This window comes from Kocuria sp. KD4 (assembly GCF_011769905.1).
Classification (GTDB): Bacteria; Actinomycetota; Actinomycetes; order Actinomycetales; family Micrococcaceae; genus Kocuria; species Kocuria marina.
This window is the reverse complement of sequence record NZ_CP050449.1, coordinates 678,088-691,933: the sequence shown is the minus strand read 5'-3', so window position 1 is coordinate 691,933 and position 13,846 is coordinate 678,088. Positions and strand designations below refer to the sequence as shown.

Sequence of the window (13,846 nt, the reverse complement as noted above, 5' to 3'; positions counted from 1 at the left end):
GGGAACGGGGCGTCACCACATGTCAGTCGTGTCAGGTCAGAGCCGCATTCCGCCGCCGCGCGGACCGCGCATGAGCCCCTGGGCCCGGCCCACCACGGACCCGGCATCCGGGGGGACCACCACGGTCTGGGCGGCGGCCCACTGTTCGGCGGGTGCGTCCGCGGACGTGCCGCCCGCGGCGTCGTCGGACGCGCCGTTGCCGTTCGATGCGGCCTGCTCCGAGCCCTGCACGACGGTGTCCCGCACGGTGAGCACCGCGTCCGGGGCGACCGAGCGTTTGAGCACGGCGAGCGCGATGGGGCCGGCCTCGTGGTGCAACTGGGCCGCGGTCACGCGACCCACGACCTTGCCGTTCAGCTCGACCGTGGCCCCGGGGCCCGGGAGCGTGTGCTGGGAACCGTCCAGGTCCAGGAACGTGAGCCGGCGCGGCGGGTGGCCCAGGTTGTGCACGCGGGCCACGGTCTCCTGGCCCTTGTAGCAGCCCTTGGCCAGGTGCACGGCGGTGCGCATCCAGTCCAGTTCGTGCGGAATGGTCTTCTCGTCCGTGTCCGCGCCCCAGCGCGGCCGCCAGGCCTCGATCCGCAGGGCCTCCGCGGCCCACGAACCGGCGAGCGAGTACCCCTGTTCCTCGAGAGCCGCGACCGCGGTCTCCAACGACGCGAGCGGAATCAGGTGTTCGTACCACGAGCGCGCGGCACCCGGGTGGTCCTCGGTCACGGCGTAGGCGTGACCGCCCGCGCCGACGCCCGGCCACGGGTCGTGCCACACCAGCACGGGGTTGGTCTGGGCGGGAAGCAGCTCACGAAGGTCCCGCGTGGCGACGAGCACCGCCCAGCGGTCACTGACGTCCTCGATCTCCACCCGCAGGGCGAAGCGCATGGTGGTCAGCCAGTCGGCGAGCCCTGCGGCCTCCCGGGCCTCGGTGATCAACCACGTGGTCCCGCCATCGTCAACCACGTGCGGAGCGAATTCCACGCGGCCCTGGATGCTCAGGAAGAGGGTTTCGGTACTGACTCCCGGGGTCAGTCCGGTAAGCACCTGCGACGACAAGGTGGTGAGCCAGCTCAGTCGATCGGGGCCACTCACGGTCACGACGCCGCGCTGGGACTGGTCCACCACGGCCCTCCCCCGGGCCAGGGCGCGCTGTTCGTGCACGGGGGCGCCGTAGTGCGCCGCGACCCCCTCGTCCAGCGCTTCCGCGGTCACGGCACCGTGGCGGTGCAACAGGACGGAGGAGTATGAGGGTGCGGTGTCAGTCACTTCTGGGGTTCGACCTTGCTCAGTTCGGCGGAAGCGTGCGTAGCGAGTTCGTGGCCCTGCGCGGCCATGTCCCACGCCCACATGAGGTGGTTGTTGACGAGCCCGTAGAGCCGGGTCCCGGAGACGTACTCCTTGGCACCGCGGGCGCGGATCACGGCGTCCGTGCTGAGGTCCACGCGCGGGCCCTTGATCTGGCCCAGGTACAGCTCGGCGACGCCGCCGGGCTGGGCGATCGTCACGGAGATGTCGAAGCCGCCGTCCGCGTTGCGCAGGTCCTCGACGTCCTGTGCGGACTTGAGCACGGGCACGGGGTCCGGCGGGAGCATCCCGGGTCCGATGTCGCCGTCCTCACGAGGACGGGCGAGCTCCCAGAACCCTTGTTCGTACGTGGCCTCGCGCTGGGGTTCGCCCTCTTCGTTGAGCAGCGTGGTCTGCGCGCGGTAGATCATGAACGGTAAGCCGGTCTGTTCGAACGTGACGCGTTGCCGGAAGGCACGCTGTTCGGCGTCGCCGTATCCCATGAAGCCGTTGCCCTCCCACGTGCCCAACAGCCATGCGAAGGGAACGAGTTCGGGGGTCAGGTCCGTGGGGATCTCGACGGGCACGAGTTACAGCTGGCCCTTGAAGAGGCTGAACACGACCTTCAAGGAGATTCCGAGGATGCACAGGCCCGCGAGGCCCAGCAGGACGAGGTAGAAGATTTCGAGAGCAAGCATGGCTTCACGCTACCACGGCGGCCAGTAGCTGGGTCGCGAAAACGGCCACCATACCGAACAGTGCCACGGGTGTGACACCGAGCGTGATCATGCCCCTGCGGCGCAGGTTCTCGGGGGCCGCGGAGATCACGCGGGCACCGGCGACCACCAGGATGATGGTCAGCGGGGCGCCCACGCCCGCGACGGTGAGCCACCTGCTCAGTCCCTGGTCGTGGGCCACGCGGGAGAACGCAATCCACCCCGAGGCGGCAACCGCGGCCAGGACCCCCGTCGCGGAGGCCAGCGCGGATTCCAGACGGTACTTGGCACCCTCCCCCCGCACGAGTTCGGCCACGCACACGGCCATGAAGGACACACCGATGATCGCGGGCAACCACACGAGGCGCTGGGACGGGACGAGTTGTACGAGCAGGCACGCGAGGGTGCCGGCCACCGCGATGAGCACGTTGTGCCGGCGCCGCGCCTGGATCCCCGCGGCGGCGGGCCACCCCACACCGATCGTCACGGCCATGGCCACGGACACGAGCAGCGGCGCCCACGAGCCGATCACGCCCGCCGTGAGCGCGAGGACGAGCGCCACCACGGCGGCGACGATGATGCGCGCGTACTTCATGGCGGGGTTCCTTCGGGGCCGAGGGCGGGCGGTGTGGTGCGTACCCGTTTCAGCGTAACCGGCGCGGGCCTCGCGGCGGGTCACGTGTACCCCCGCACGTCCACGGGGCCCGCCTATACTGGCCCGGTCATCGGCCGTGCCCGCGCGGGAGCGGTCACCTCGCGTCCGAGCGGATCCCACAGTGACCCACATCGCCCTGCTCAGCACCGCATCCCCCGCCGTGGAGTCCGCGCTGCCCGCGCTCGAGCTGCTGCCGCACCGGGTGCGGGTGCACGCCCCGGACGAGAGCAGTGCACTGACCGGGTCCGCGCGCCCGGACGTGGTGATCGTGGACGGCACCCGCAACCTCGTGACGGCGCGCAACACGGCCGTCTCCCTGTCCGGGCTCGAACGCCCGCTGCCCGTGCTCGTGACGGTGACCGAAGGCGGGATGGCGGCCGTGGCGCCGTCATGGTGCGTGAGCGACGTCCTGCTGCACACCGCGGGACCCGCCGAGATCGAGGCGCGGTTGCGCCTCGCGCTCGCCGACGCCGGGACGAACGCGCTCGAGAACGACGACGCCGTGATCCGCGCCGGGGCCGTGGTGATCGACGAGAACTCCTACACCGTGAAACTGGGCGGGCGGGCCCTGAACCTCACGTTCAAGGAATTCGAGCTGTTGAAGTTCCTGGCCCAGCACGCGGGCAGGGTGTTCACGCGCCACCAGTTGCTCTCCGAGGTGTGGGGCTACGACTACTACGGCGGGACGCGCACGGTGGACGTCCACATCCGTCGGCTGCGAGCCAAACTGGGTGCGGATCACGAGCACCTGATCACCACGGTGCGTAACGTGGGGTACAGCTACACCGCGGGCAGGGACCAGACGCCCTGATCGCGCGCCATAACCCACCGAGGAGGCATCCCATGTCCGTGACCGTGACCGCCCACGACGACATCCCGTTCCCCGACGATCTCGTGGCGCTCGCCGAGCGCGCCCACGCCGCGGACGGCGAACCGCCGTTCTCCGACCAGACCCTCGTGGACGTGCGCTCCGGCCGTGCGGGGGTCACGTGCGTCGCGGCCACCGACGGCGAGCGCCTCGTGGGTGCCGCGGTGGTCGTGCCGCAGCCGGATCGCGCGTCCACGTACACGGTGGAGCTCGTGGTGGACCCCGAGCACCGCAACCGGGGTGTGGCCACGGCGATCGCGGGGCAGCTGCGCGCTCAGCTGGACGGCACCGTGGAGGCCTGGGCCCACGGCAACCACGTGGCCGCGCAACGCCTCGCCGAGCTCCACGGCCTCGAGGCCGTGCGGGACCTCTACCAGCTCAAGCGCGCCGTGGCCGGCGCCGAGGACGTCCCCCTGCCCGTGGACCTACCGGAACATCTCGAGATCCGGGCGTTCGAGGTGGGCCGGGACGAGCAGTCGTGGTTGCGGGTCAACGCCGCGGCGTTCGCCGAGCACCCCGAACAGGGCCGCATGACGCTCGCCGATCTGCAGGAACGCGAGAACGAGTCGTGGTTCGATCCCCGGGGTTTCCTGCTCGCGGTCGCCGCGGACGACCCGGACGACGTCGCGGGCTTCCACTGGACCAAGGTGCACCCGGCCTCGGGGGACGCCGCGGCCATCGGTGAGGTCTACGCCGTGGGGATCGCCCCGGACCACCAGGGCCACGGACTCGGCCGCGCCCTGACCGCGGCGGGCATCAACCACCTGGCCGAACAGGGGCTGGACGAGGTCATGCTGTACGTGGACGCGGACAACCCCGCGGCCGTGGCGCTGTACGAATCCCTGGGCTTCGAGCGCTGGCACGTGGACGTCATGTACCGCAGCTGACGACGGCTACGATCGTTACCGAACCCCGCCCGCGCCGCGCGGTCGAGTCGAGCGTCCGACTACGGAGAGCAGGTCATGGCGAAGAACAAGACCCTGAGCAAGTACGACATCCTCGCCGCCGGCTGTGTGTGCTGGCGGGTGGTGGACGGCGAACTCCAGGTGTTGGTCATCCACCGCCCCCGCTACGACGACTGGTCCTGGCCCAAGGGCAAGCAGGACGACGGCGAGACGCTGCCGGAGACGGCCGTGCGCGAGCTGCGCGAGGAGACGGGGTTGCACATCACCCTGGGGGTCCACCTCGCGGACACCGAGTACACCGTCCGCGGTCATGACAAGCTCGTGCGCTACTGGGCCGCGGAGGTCTCCCCCTTCGCCCACACGTCCCCGGAGGACGACGAGGTGGACCGGATGAGCTGGTTGCCCGTGGCCCGGGCCCGCTCGATCCTGACCAACGAGGACGACACCGCTCCCCTGGACGAACTCGCCCGCCTGTACGCGCGCGCCTCCCTGGCCACCCGCCCCGTGATCGTGATCCGCCACGCCAAGGCCAAGCCGCGTTCCTCCTGGCAGCGCGCCGAGGGGGACCGCCCGCTCGCCGCCACGGGCAAGCGTCAGGCGCTCGCCGTGACCCGGTTGCTCGCCGCGTGGCAACCGACGCGCGTGGTGACGTCCCCGTGGTTGCGCTGCATCTCCACCGTGGTGCCCTACGCCAAGAAGTACGGGATCAAGGTCAAGGAGCGCTCACAGCTGACGGAGGCCGCCCACAAGCGCCATCCCAAGCGCGCGGCCCAGGTCACCGAGCAGCTCTTCGACACCGAGCGTCCCGTGGTGCTGTGCACCCACCGCCCCGTGCTGCCCACCGTGTTGAAGGTGCTCGCCAAGCACCTGCCGCCCGCGCTCGCAGCGCAACTGCCGGACGCGGACCCGTACCTGAGCCCCGGTCAGATGATCGTGCTGCACATGCCCCGGGCCTCGCAGAGCGCCCGCGCCGTGGGCTTCGAGATCATTTCCCCGTTCGACGACTGACACCACCCCGACCGCCGGGCCCCCGGCCCGCGTTCATGCCCACGCCGACGCCGCTGTCCCCACCCGGGCGCGCCCCGACCGTTCGTGAGGTGCGCGCCGCGCGGAGGCCGCCGCAGCGGCGTCGTGAGAGGAGACCCATGCCCATCCCCACTCCCTACGAGGACCTCCTGCGGGACGTGCTCGAGAACGGGACCCCCAAGACGGACCGCACCGGCACGGGGACGCTGTCGGTGTTCGGACGCCAGATCCGCTACGACCTGGGCGGCTCCTTCCCCCTGCTGACCACCAAGCGCGTGCACTTCCGCTCGGTGGCGCTCGAACTGCTGTGGTTCCTCTCTGGCTCCTCCAACGTGCGCTGGCTGCAGGAGCGCGGGGTGAGCATCTGGGACGAGTGGGCGGACGAGAACGGGGACCTGGGGCCCGTCTACGGCGTGCAGTGGCGCAGCTGGCCCGCCGGACACGGGGAGACGATCGACCAGATTGCCCGCGTGGTCGAGTCCATCCGCACCACTCCGGACTCGCGCCGGCACATGGTCACCGCGTGGAACCCCGCGGAGGTGGACCGGATGGCGCTACCCCCGTGCCACGCGCTATTCCAGTTCTACGTGCAGCCGCGCGAGGACGGTCCGGACGCCCTGAGCTGCCAGCTGTACCAGCGTTCGGCGGACCTGTTCCTGGGCGTGCCGTTCAACATCGCGTCCTACGCACTGCTCACCGTGATGGTCGCGCAGCAGTGCGATCTGGTCCCGGGTGAGTTCGTGTGGACCGGGGGTGACTGCCACATCTACTCCAACCATTTGGAGCAAGTGCGCACCCAGCTCGCGCGTGAGCCCTACCCGTACCCCCGGTTGCAGTTGCGCCGGCACCCGGAGTCGATCTTCGACTACGAGTTCGAGGACTTCGAGGTGCTCGACTACCAGCACCACCCCGGTATCAAGGCCCCGGTGGCGGTATGAACGGGGACGTCGTGAACGGGCAAGGCTCGGACGCACTCGCCACGATCGTGGCTCCCGCAAAGGGTGAGCGGCGCCCGAACGGCGGGAGCAACGTCGCCGTGGGCGGGATCTGGGCGCAGTCCCCGGACGGCGTGATCGGGGCGGACGGCAGCATCCCGTGGCACGTGCCCGAGGACCTGAGGTTCTTCTCCCGCACCACCGTGGGGCACCCGGTGATCATGGGTCGGCGCACGTGGGAATCCTTCCCTGAGCGTTTCCGGCCCCTGCCGGGCCGGCCCAACATCGTGATCACCTCCCGTCCGGACTCGGTGCCCGCGGACGGTTCGCGGGTGTGGGCCGTGGACTCGTACGACGCCGCCGTGGCCCTCGCGCTGCGCCTGCTGCCCCCGGCCCCCGGCGCCGACGACGCCGCGCCCGCCGGGACCTCGTCGCGCACCGACGCTGCCTCCTCGGACGGGCCATCGCTCGTGCCGGGGACCGCGCGCGAGATCTGGGTGATCGGCGGCCCGGGGGTGTGGCGCGAGGCCGCCACGTATGCTCCGCTGCCCCTGACCCGGGCGCTCGTGACCACCATCGAGCTGGACGTCACCGGCGACACCCACGCCCCACACCTCGACGACGAGTGGGCGCGGCGCGAGGTCGCGGGCTGGGCCGAGTCCGCCCAGGGGGTCCGTTACCGGATCGACGAATACACGCGCGGTGCCGCGACCGGGACCGTGACCAGGGGCGATGGGATAGCGTGATGGGACACACAGCTCGAGATGGAGGTCCCCGCCGTGACGACTGAACCCACACCGCAGATCAACAACAGCCCGGACCTGAAGGTGGTCCCCAACCACGACGCTTCACGTTACGAATTGTGGGACGGGGAGCAGTACATCGGGTTCCTGGGCGTGGAGGTGCTCGAGGACGGCACCGTGGACCTGCAGCACACGATCATCTCGGAGGCCTTCGGCCGCCGCGGATACGCGCGGACACTGGTCACGCGCGTGCTGGACGACTACCGGCAGCGCGGCCTCAAGGTCCGGGTCACGTGCAGTTACATCCAGGACTACATGCGTCGCTTCCCGTCCTACCGGGAGCTGCTGGCCACCACCCCGGACCCGCGGACTCGGGGCTGAACACGGTGCCTCGTTAGACTGGGGCGCATGACTTCACAACCCGCCGCCGTAGGTTTTATCGGATGGCGCGGCATGGTGGGCTCCGTGCTCATGGACCGCCTGCGCGCCGAGAACGATTTCGCCCAGCTCGATCCCGTGTTCTTCTCCACCTCCAATGCGGGGGGTCCGGCCCCCTCGGTCGGGAGCGCCGGGGATCCTGGTGTGCTGCAGGACGCCCACGATCTCGAGGCACTCTCCAAGTTGCCCATCCTGGTCACGGCCCAGGGCGGGGACTACACCAAGGCCGTGCACAGTGAGCTGCGCAAGAACGGCTGGGACGGCATCTGGATCGACGCCGCCTCCACGCTGCGCATGAACGACGACGCCGTGATCGTGCTGGACCCCGTCAACCGGGACGTCATTGACGCCGCCCTGGACCGCGGCGTCAAGGACTTCGTGGGAGGCAACTGCACCGTCTCGTGCATGCTCATGGGGCTGGGCGGGCTGTTCCGCAACGAGCTCGTGGAATGGGCCACGTCCATGACGTACCAGGCCGCTTCCGGCGGCGGTGCGCGCCACATGCGCGAGGTCATCCAGCAGTTCGGGGACATCCACGCGAGCGTCGCCGACCCGTTGGCGGATCCCGCCTCCGCAATCCTGGAGATCGACCGCGCCGTGCTCGCCAAGCAGCGCGGCGGTGAGCTGGACACCACCCAGTTCGGGGTCCCGCTGTCCGGGTCCCTGATCCCCTGGATCGACGCCGATCTGGGTAACGGCCAGTCCCGCGAGGAGTGGAAGGCCGAGGCGGAGACCAACAAGATCCTGGGCCGCTCCGGGGACCGGACCATCCCGGTGGACGGGTTGTGCGTGCGGATCGCCGCGATGCGTTCCCACTCCCAGGCGCTGACCGTCAAGCTGCGCGAGGAGGTCCCCGTCGCGGAGATCGAGCGCTTGCTGGACGCGGACAACGAATGGGCCACCGTGGTGCCCAACACCAAGGAGGACTCCATGCGGGACCTCACGCCGGTGGCCGCCTCCGGGTCCCTGCAGATCCCGGTGGGTCGTATCCGCACCATGTCCATGGGTCCGCAGTACATCTCCGCGTTCACCGTGGGCGACCAGTTGCTGTGGGGCGCGGCGGAGCCCGTGCGGCGCATGCTCAGGATCGCCACGGGAACCCTCTGATCATGAGGGTCTGATCCGGGCGTTTCGGTGCGCGCGTTGATCCGCGCGTTCGGTGGGGTTCCCGGACCTAGCGAGGATCATCAGGGGTCGTGGCCCGCATGTGCCGCGGCCCCTGCACCATGGTGTGGGGCCTATCCCGGGCACGCCGGTAGCGCCACTGCGCCATGATGTTGGCCCACCACCGCCACGCACGCAGCGCGACTTGCTTGATCCGCTGATTCAGCCGGTGGGCCCATTCGAACTCGGTGCTCCAGATCCCCAGCCCCAGGAAGATCGCAAGCCACCCGGGCCCGGGCGTCACGAGCATCACGATCCCCGCGAGCACGAACACCCCGCCGAGCACGATCACGGTGGCCTTGTGCAGGACCCGCAGCACGGGGTGGCGCTCGGACCACGCGCGCAGCCGCAGCACCGCCCGGTGCACCCGGCCCCCGCGTTCGCCGCGCTCGATCTCCTCCTGCAACTCGGAACTCATGCGCGCGTCCCACTCAGGTGGTGCGATGCGCCGACGCAACCTGTCCCGCGTGTCCCGTTCGTGCGGGGCGCACTGCCGGCCCAGCTCAGCTCGCGCGTCCCGCACATGCGGTGCGCCGTGCCGACGCATCTCGCCCCGATCATCACGACCGTTCCGTTCGTCCCATGGGTCGCGCTCGTCAGAGCGACAGCCCGATCAGCACAGGCTCGGGGGCCAGTCGTACGCCGAAGACCTGTTCCACGCCGCGCTGTACCGTGCTCGCGACGGCGGCGATGTCCTCCCCGGAAGCGGTGCCCCGGTTCGTCATGGCCAGCGTGTGCTTGCCGGACAGCGCCGCGCGTCCTCCGGCGACCTCCCCGCCGTCCAGGTCCAACAGCTCGTTTCGGGTGCCCAGCAGCCCGAATCCCTTGCCGAAACCGGCGTGGTCGATCAACCATGCCGCGGAGAATTTCACCGCGCCGGGAACCTCCTGTCCCGTGGCGTCCAGGACCGGGTAGCGGGGGGCGTCCGCGGGGATCCGATCCGTGAGTTCGTTCTCCGGGACCACCGGATTGGTGAAGAAGGACCCAGTGCTGAACGTGTCCCTGTCCTCGGGGTCCAGGACCATGCCCTTGCCCGCTCGCAGTCGCAGCACGGTGTCCCTCACGGTCGCGAGCGGTGCGCTCTGGCCCGTCTCGACCCCGAGAGCGGCGGCCAACTGGGCGTAGCGCACGGGCATCGACTGCTCCTGCCTGCGCAGGCGGAACGTCACGGACAACACCACGTAGCGCGGTGAACCGTGAGTCATGCTGCGCTTGAGCAGGGAGTCACGGTAGGAGAATTCCAGGTCCGCGAAACCGAACGTGAGCTCCCTCCGGGCTTCCCGGTCCCACACCCGCACCCGCACGATGCACTGGGAGACCTCCGCGCCGTACGCGCCCACGTTCTGCACGGGCGTGGCACCCGTGGTGCCCGGGATCCCGGCCAGGGTCTCCAGACCGGCCAGCCCGCGCTGTACCGTCTCCCGAACAGTGTCCTCCCACGGCTCTCCCGCGGCGACGTCCACGAGCGCCGTCTCCGAGTCGCGGTCGGCCGAGCCGTCCTCGTCCGTGACCGTGATCCCGCGCGTGGCCACGTGCACCACGGTTCCTGCGAACGGCTGATCGGAGGCGAGGATGTTGGAGCCGCCGCCCACGATCAACACGCGCTCACCGGCGTCATCGGCGTGGGAGACCGCGTCGACGAGTTCCGCTTCCGTGGTCACCTCCACGACCTTCTCGGCGGGGCCCCCCACGGCCGTGGTCGTGAGGTGGGACAGGCGTGCTGCGTTCATGAGGCACCACTCTAGTGCGGGAACTGCACAACCGCCTGAGCCTTGACGAGCACCTTGAGCTCCTTGGCTTCGGCCGGATCCGTGTCCGGTTCGGAAAGGTCCGGAGCGGTCACGGTGAGGTCCACGCGCACCGTACGCGCCTCGGGATCCACGACTCCGATCACCCCGCTCACGGTCAGCGCGGTGCCCGGGACCACGCGGTCCTCGAACGCGTTGGGGACCACCACGGGCTTGCTGAACCGGGTCTGGTAGTCCACCACGGCGCCGGGATCGCCGGCCCACTCGGTCACCAGCGCCACGGCCGCACCCATGGTGAACATCCCGTGGGCGATCACGTTGGGCAAGCCCACGCCCTGCGCGAAATCCTGGTTCCAGTGGATCGGGTTGAAGTCACCAGACGCGCCCGCATAACGCACCAGGTCCGCGCGCGAGACCTCCACGCGGCGCTCCCCGATGGACTGACCCTTCTCGAGCTCGTCGAACGTGATGTTCACTGGTCCTCCCCGCGTACCAACAACGACGACACGGTGGTCGCCACCTTCTCCCCCGACACCGTGGTGATCTCCACGCGAGAGGTCACCATGGCCCCGGATCCCAGGGGACGCACGTTGTCCACCGTGACCGCGGCGGTCAGCTCGTCCCCGGCGACCACGGGGCGGTGATGCGTGAACCGCTGGTCCGCGTGTACTACGCGCGAGAAGTCGATCCCGGCCTCGGGATCGTTGACCAGGGCGGCGTCGGCCCGCTGGGACACAATGATCGCGAAGGTGGGCGGGGCCACGAGGTCCGCGTACCCGGCAGCGCGCGCCGCGGCGACGTCGTGGTGGGCGGCATCCGTGGCGTGGACGGCGCTCGCGAACTCGCGGATCTTCTCGCGGCCCACGAGGTACGGGGGGATGGACGGGTAGGTCCTGCCCACCACGTCGGCGGATATGGCCATGACTCTCCTCGATCGCTGGGAAGAATTTCTCCCAGAGTACTGGGCGAGCGGGCCCGCACGAACTACCGGGGCCGTGCACGCGCTCGTCCAGCCGCGCCCTTCTCGGTGGGTCGCTGTGCCAGCATTGATCCGCTACCCGATATGGTGCCTCGCCCCTCCGACGTCCGATTGTGCCCGCCCGCCCCGGAGTGCGGCGCCCTGTTCCTCGAGTGGAACAGGGCCAAACGGCCGCGAGATGAATCGGGCTCCTCCGCGAGTCGACCTGACGGACGGGTGGCTCAGCAATCGGCGAGGAGGTCGCCCGTTCCCGGACTGCTCAGGAGCGGGTGGTGCGGGACTGGCTGCCCCGGACCAATTGTGCCCGGGGACGACGAAGGCGCCGCTCCCCGAGGGGAACGGCGCCTGAACGGTAGCGGTGGACGGGCTCGATCCGTCGACCTCACGATTATGAGTCGTGCGCTCTAACCAGCTGAGCTACACCGCCACATCATAGATGAAACCCACGGTTCACAAAGAGCCGCAGGTTCTCATCATGAGAGCCCCGACCGGGAATCGATCCCGGGACCTCCATCTTACCAAGATGGCGCTCTACCACTGAGCTATCGGGGCAACGCGGAATACTCTAACAGGAGATGAGCGGGTCGCAAAAACGAGCACCTCACCCCACAAGCCGCGCCGATTCACCCGCCCCGGTGTGCTCGTTGATGAGCCAGCGGGCCTCGGGGGCGTCCGCCCGACCGACCGCTTCCACGAGGTCCCTGTGCAGGTCCAGGCGGGAACGGATGCACTCATCCAGGGGGGCATCTCCAGGGATGGTTGCACCGAGACGGTGCGCACCTCCACGACGTCCAACAGGCTCAGGTAGATGGAACGCAGCAGCTCGTTGGGACTGATCCGGGCGATGCTCGCGTGCAACTGCTAGTTGGAGCGCACGAAGGCCACCGGGTCCGGGGCCTCCCACGAGCTCATGGCCAACAACATGTGCGCCACGTCCTTCGCGGGCACCGAGATCGCGCGCCGCAAGGCGTGGGGCGGGCGCGACGACCTGCGGGTCGAGTACGACAACGCGAGCCCCACGTCCATGTGCAACATCGGCCAGCACGATCTGGAACCCATCCTGCGGCCGCCGGCGAGCGCCACGGGGCGAGCATCCGGTTCGGCACCGAACTGCTCGAACTGACCCAGGACGGCCGCCGGGTCTCCACGATTGATCTGGTGGGCCGCGGGCGGGTTCACCCTGCTGACCGGGATCGGCGGGGCGCCGTGGCGCGAGGCCGTTCGCGTCGTCGGCGAGGAACTGGGTCTGCAGATCGCCGTTCACGGCATCGGTGCGGGACAGGACCTCGCGGATCCCACCGCCGAACTGCGTGCCGCGCTGCACAGCATCCTGGGCACCCCCGCAAGGGATGTACCCGACGCGCAGAACGCCCCCGCCCGGGGCGAACTGCTCACGGAAGGAGCCTGATCATGGCCCTGGGACTGTTGGTCCTGCGCCCGGCCCTGGGGCTGTTGCTCTTCGGCTGGTGCACGAGGACCACCACTGCAGCATCACCGAGGCGGAGCTCGCGCACCGCGTCACGAGTGACCCCGAGAAGTGGGGACCAAGGCGGGCCCGCCCATGGCTGCGGACCGCGCCGGGATCTCGTCCGCACCGATCGTGGACGGGCACACGTACCTGGTCGATTGCGGACGCGCCTGCGTGACCCAGTTCCACAAGGCGGGGCTGAGCTTCGCGTCCCTGCGGGGGATCTGCCTGACCCATCTGCATGCCGATCCCGTGGCCGACTACTTCAACTACTTCATGATGGCGTCCACGACGGGCCGAAAGAACGGGGACGTTATCCCCGGCCAGCTCGCGGTGTACGGTCCCGGGCCCGCGGGCGGTCTGCCGGAACCGTTCGGGGGTCGGCCGGTGGGGATCGCGAGCCCGGAGGAACCCACACCGGGCACCACGTCCATGACCGCGCACCTGCTGCGGGCGTTCGCCTACACGAACAACATCTTCATGCGGGACGAGGACGTCCGGGACTACGACTCGCTCGTGGCCGTCAACGAGATCATGCCCCCGCACTCCGCCCACGTGATGGTTGAGGACGTGGGACCCGTGGCGCAGGCTTCCCATGTGGACCACCTGGTGCTCTCGCACATCGAGAACACGGGCGGCACCATCGATCCCGTGGAGTGGCACCGGCTGGCCAGCCGCGGCTACGACGGCGCGGTGACCGTGGGGCAGGGCCTGCAGATCATCACGGTGGCCTGAGCCGCACGCGTCAGCGCACCTCACACCTCACGGGAACATGAGAAGCAGAAAAGGGCCGTGGCCGGGACGATCGTCCCGGCCACGGCCCTTTGTGCTGTCACTCACCGGCCGCGCCGATGACCGACCACGTCAGCGACCGTCCCGGCTGAGCAGGTCCTCCTCAGTCGGCCGGCTCAGTGGCTCACAGT

At 69.8% G+C, this 13,846-nt stretch carries 17 protein-coding genes and 2 tRNA genes; 10 read left to right on the top strand and 9 right to left on the bottom strand.

The window, feature by feature from the left end; genetic code table 11:
- Positions 1 to 36 precede the first annotated feature (36 nt).
- From HBK84_RS03150 to HBK84_RS03140, 3 genes are all read right to left on the bottom strand, one after another.
- Positions 37 to 1,260, bottom strand: a complete 1,224-nt coding sequence (locus HBK84_RS03150) for a folate-binding protein YgfZ (RefSeq protein WP_167318169.1) — start codon at positions 1,258 to 1,260, stop codon at positions 37 to 39.
- Positions 1,257 to 1,865, bottom strand: coding sequence for an FABP family protein (locus HBK84_RS03145; RefSeq protein ID WP_035959982.1), 609 nt, complete (start codon positions 1,863 to 1,865; stop codon positions 1,257 to 1,259). The genes HBK84_RS03150 and HBK84_RS03145 overlap by 4 nt, the downstream gene beginning before the upstream one ends.
- Positions 1,866 to 1,980: 115 nt before the next feature.
- A complete protein-coding gene (locus HBK84_RS03140; RefSeq protein WP_035959995.1) occupies positions 1,981 to 2,589 on the bottom strand; it encodes a hypothetical protein in 609 nt (202 codons plus the stop codon).
- 181 nt (positions 2,590 to 2,770) lie between these two features.
- On the opposite strand from HBK84_RS03140, the gene HBK84_RS03135 reads away from it, so the two are divergent.
- The 7 genes from HBK84_RS03135 to asd all read left to right on the top strand — a co-directional run bounded on the left by HBK84_RS03135 (position 2,771) and on the right by asd (position 8,671).
- Positions 2,771 to 3,460 (top strand): response regulator transcription factor, encoded by a 690-nt coding sequence (locus HBK84_RS03135; RefSeq protein WP_035960005.1) that lies wholly within the window; start codon positions 2,771 to 2,773, stop codon positions 3,458 to 3,460.
- Between the two features lie 32 nt (positions 3,461 to 3,492).
- Positions 3,493 to 4,404 carry a mycothiol synthase gene (gene mshD, locus HBK84_RS03130; RefSeq protein WP_085108431.1) on the top strand — a complete coding sequence of 304 codons (912 nt, stop codon included), beginning with the start codon at positions 3,493 to 3,495 and terminating at the stop codon, positions 4,402 to 4,404.
- A 75-nt stretch (positions 4,405 to 4,479) separates the two neighbouring features.
- The gene (locus HBK84_RS03125) at positions 4,480 to 5,430 is read left to right on the top strand and encodes an NUDIX hydrolase (RefSeq protein ID WP_167318168.1); all 951 of its coding nucleotides are present in this window, start codon (positions 4,480 to 4,482) and stop codon (positions 5,428 to 5,430) included.
- 137 nt (positions 5,431 to 5,567) lie between these two features.
- Positions 5,568 to 6,386, top strand: a complete 819-nt coding sequence (locus tag HBK84_RS03120; RefSeq protein ID WP_098055932.1) for a thymidylate synthase — start codon at positions 5,568 to 5,570, stop codon at positions 6,384 to 6,386.
- Positions 6,383 to 7,129 (top strand): dihydrofolate reductase, encoded by a 747-nt coding sequence (locus HBK84_RS03115; RefSeq protein ID WP_167318167.1) that lies wholly within the window; start codon positions 6,383 to 6,385, stop codon positions 7,127 to 7,129. The genes HBK84_RS03120 and HBK84_RS03115 overlap by 4 nt, the downstream gene beginning before the upstream one ends.
- A 33-nt stretch (positions 7,130 to 7,162) precedes the next feature.
- Entirely contained in the window at positions 7,163 to 7,507 is a 345-nt protein-coding gene (locus HBK84_RS03110; RefSeq protein ID WP_082943131.1) for a GNAT family N-acetyltransferase, read from the top strand.
- Positions 7,508 to 7,534: 27 nt separating this feature from the next.
- The gene (gene asd / locus HBK84_RS03105; RefSeq protein WP_167318166.1) at positions 7,535 to 8,671 is read left to right on the top strand and encodes an aspartate-semialdehyde dehydrogenase; all 1,137 of its coding nucleotides are present in this window, start codon (positions 7,535 to 7,537) and stop codon (positions 8,669 to 8,671) included.
- Between the two features lie 67 nt (positions 8,672 to 8,738).
- Here asd and HBK84_RS03100 read toward each other — a convergent pair whose 3' ends face one another.
- From HBK84_RS03100 to HBK84_RS03075, 6 genes are all read right to left on the bottom strand, one after another.
- The gene (locus tag HBK84_RS03100; protein ID WP_167318165.1) at positions 8,739 to 9,146 is read right to left on the bottom strand and encodes a PGPGW domain-containing protein; all 408 of its coding nucleotides are present in this window, start codon (positions 9,144 to 9,146) and stop codon (positions 8,739 to 8,741) included.
- Positions 9,147 to 9,324: 178 nt separating this feature from the next.
- The gene (locus HBK84_RS03095) at positions 9,325 to 10,458 is read right to left on the bottom strand and encodes a UDP-N-acetylmuramate dehydrogenase (protein WP_167318164.1); all 1,134 of its coding nucleotides are present in this window, start codon (positions 10,456 to 10,458) and stop codon (positions 9,325 to 9,327) included.
- Positions 10,459 to 10,469: 11 nt separating this feature from the next.
- A complete protein-coding gene (locus tag HBK84_RS03090; RefSeq protein WP_098055971.1) occupies positions 10,470 to 10,952 on the bottom strand; it encodes a MaoC family dehydratase in 483 nt (160 codons plus the stop codon).
- Entirely contained in the window at positions 10,949 to 11,398 is a 450-nt protein-coding gene (locus tag HBK84_RS03085) for a MaoC family dehydratase N-terminal domain-containing protein (RefSeq protein ID WP_064845251.1), read from the bottom strand. The genes HBK84_RS03090 and HBK84_RS03085 overlap by 4 nt, the downstream gene beginning before the upstream one ends.
- A 410-nt stretch (positions 11,399 to 11,808) precedes the next feature.
- Positions 11,809 to 11,882, bottom strand: a tRNA-Met gene (locus HBK84_RS03080).
- 53 nt (positions 11,883 to 11,935) lie between these two features.
- Positions 11,936 to 12,007: transfer RNA gene (locus tag HBK84_RS03075), tRNA-Thr, on the bottom strand.
- A 313-nt stretch (positions 12,008 to 12,320) separates the two neighbouring features.
- Between HBK84_RS03075 and HBK84_RS03070 the strand changes: the two genes are divergently transcribed.
- The 3 genes from HBK84_RS03070 to HBK84_RS03060 all read left to right on the top strand — a co-directional run bounded on the left by HBK84_RS03070 (position 12,321) and on the right by HBK84_RS03060 (position 13,658).
- Positions 12,321 to 12,578: a hypothetical protein gene (locus HBK84_RS03070; protein ID WP_167318163.1), complete on the top strand. Its 258-nt coding sequence runs from the start codon at positions 12,321 to 12,323 to the stop codon at positions 12,576 to 12,578.
- Positions 12,579 to 12,605: 27 nt separating this feature from the next.
- A complete protein-coding gene (locus HBK84_RS03065) occupies positions 12,606 to 12,863 on the top strand; it encodes a hypothetical protein (RefSeq protein ID WP_144998274.1) in 258 nt (85 codons plus the stop codon).
- A 153-nt stretch (positions 12,864 to 13,016) separates the two neighbouring features.
- Positions 13,017 to 13,658, top strand: a complete 642-nt coding sequence (locus tag HBK84_RS03060) for a hypothetical protein (protein ID WP_167318162.1) — start codon at positions 13,017 to 13,019, stop codon at positions 13,656 to 13,658.
- Positions 13,659 to 13,846 lie beyond the last annotated feature (188 nt).

Excerpts from the sequence above, each read along its gene's own strand:
- HBK84_RS03140 (WP_035959995.1), bottom strand. The coding sequence starts at position 2,589 with ATGAAGTACGCGCGCATCATCGTCGCCGCCGTGGTGGCGCTCGTCCTC.
- mshD (WP_085108431.1), top strand. The coding sequence starts at position 3,493 with ATGTCCGTGACCGTGACCGCCCACGACGACATCCCGTTCCCCGACGAT.
- HBK84_RS03125 (WP_167318168.1), top strand. The coding sequence starts at position 4,480 with ATGGCGAAGAACAAGACCCTGAGCAAGTACGACATCCTCGCCGCCGGC.
- HBK84_RS03120 (WP_098055932.1), top strand. The coding sequence starts at position 5,568 with ATGCCCATCCCCACTCCCTACGAGGACCTCCTGCGGGACGTGCTCGAG.
- HBK84_RS03115 (WP_167318167.1), top strand. The coding sequence starts at position 6,383 with ATGAACGGGGACGTCGTGAACGGGCAAGGCTCGGACGCACTCGCCACG.
- asd (WP_167318166.1), top strand. The coding sequence starts at position 7,535 with ATGACTTCACAACCCGCCGCCGTAGGTTTTATCGGATGGCGCGGCATG.
- HBK84_RS03100 (WP_167318165.1), bottom strand. The coding sequence starts at position 9,146 with ATGAGTTCCGAGTTGCAGGAGGAGATCGAGCGCGGCGAACGCGGGGGC.
- HBK84_RS03095 (WP_167318164.1), bottom strand. The coding sequence starts at position 10,458 with ATGAACGCAGCACGCCTGTCCCACCTCACGACCACGGCCGTGGGGGGC.
- HBK84_RS03085 (WP_064845251.1), bottom strand. The coding sequence starts at position 11,398 with ATGGCCATATCCGCCGACGTGGTGGGCAGGACCTACCCGTCCATCCCC.
- HBK84_RS03060 (WP_167318162.1), top strand. The coding sequence starts at position 13,017 with ATGGCTGCGGACCGCGCCGGGATCTCGTCCGCACCGATCGTGGACGGG.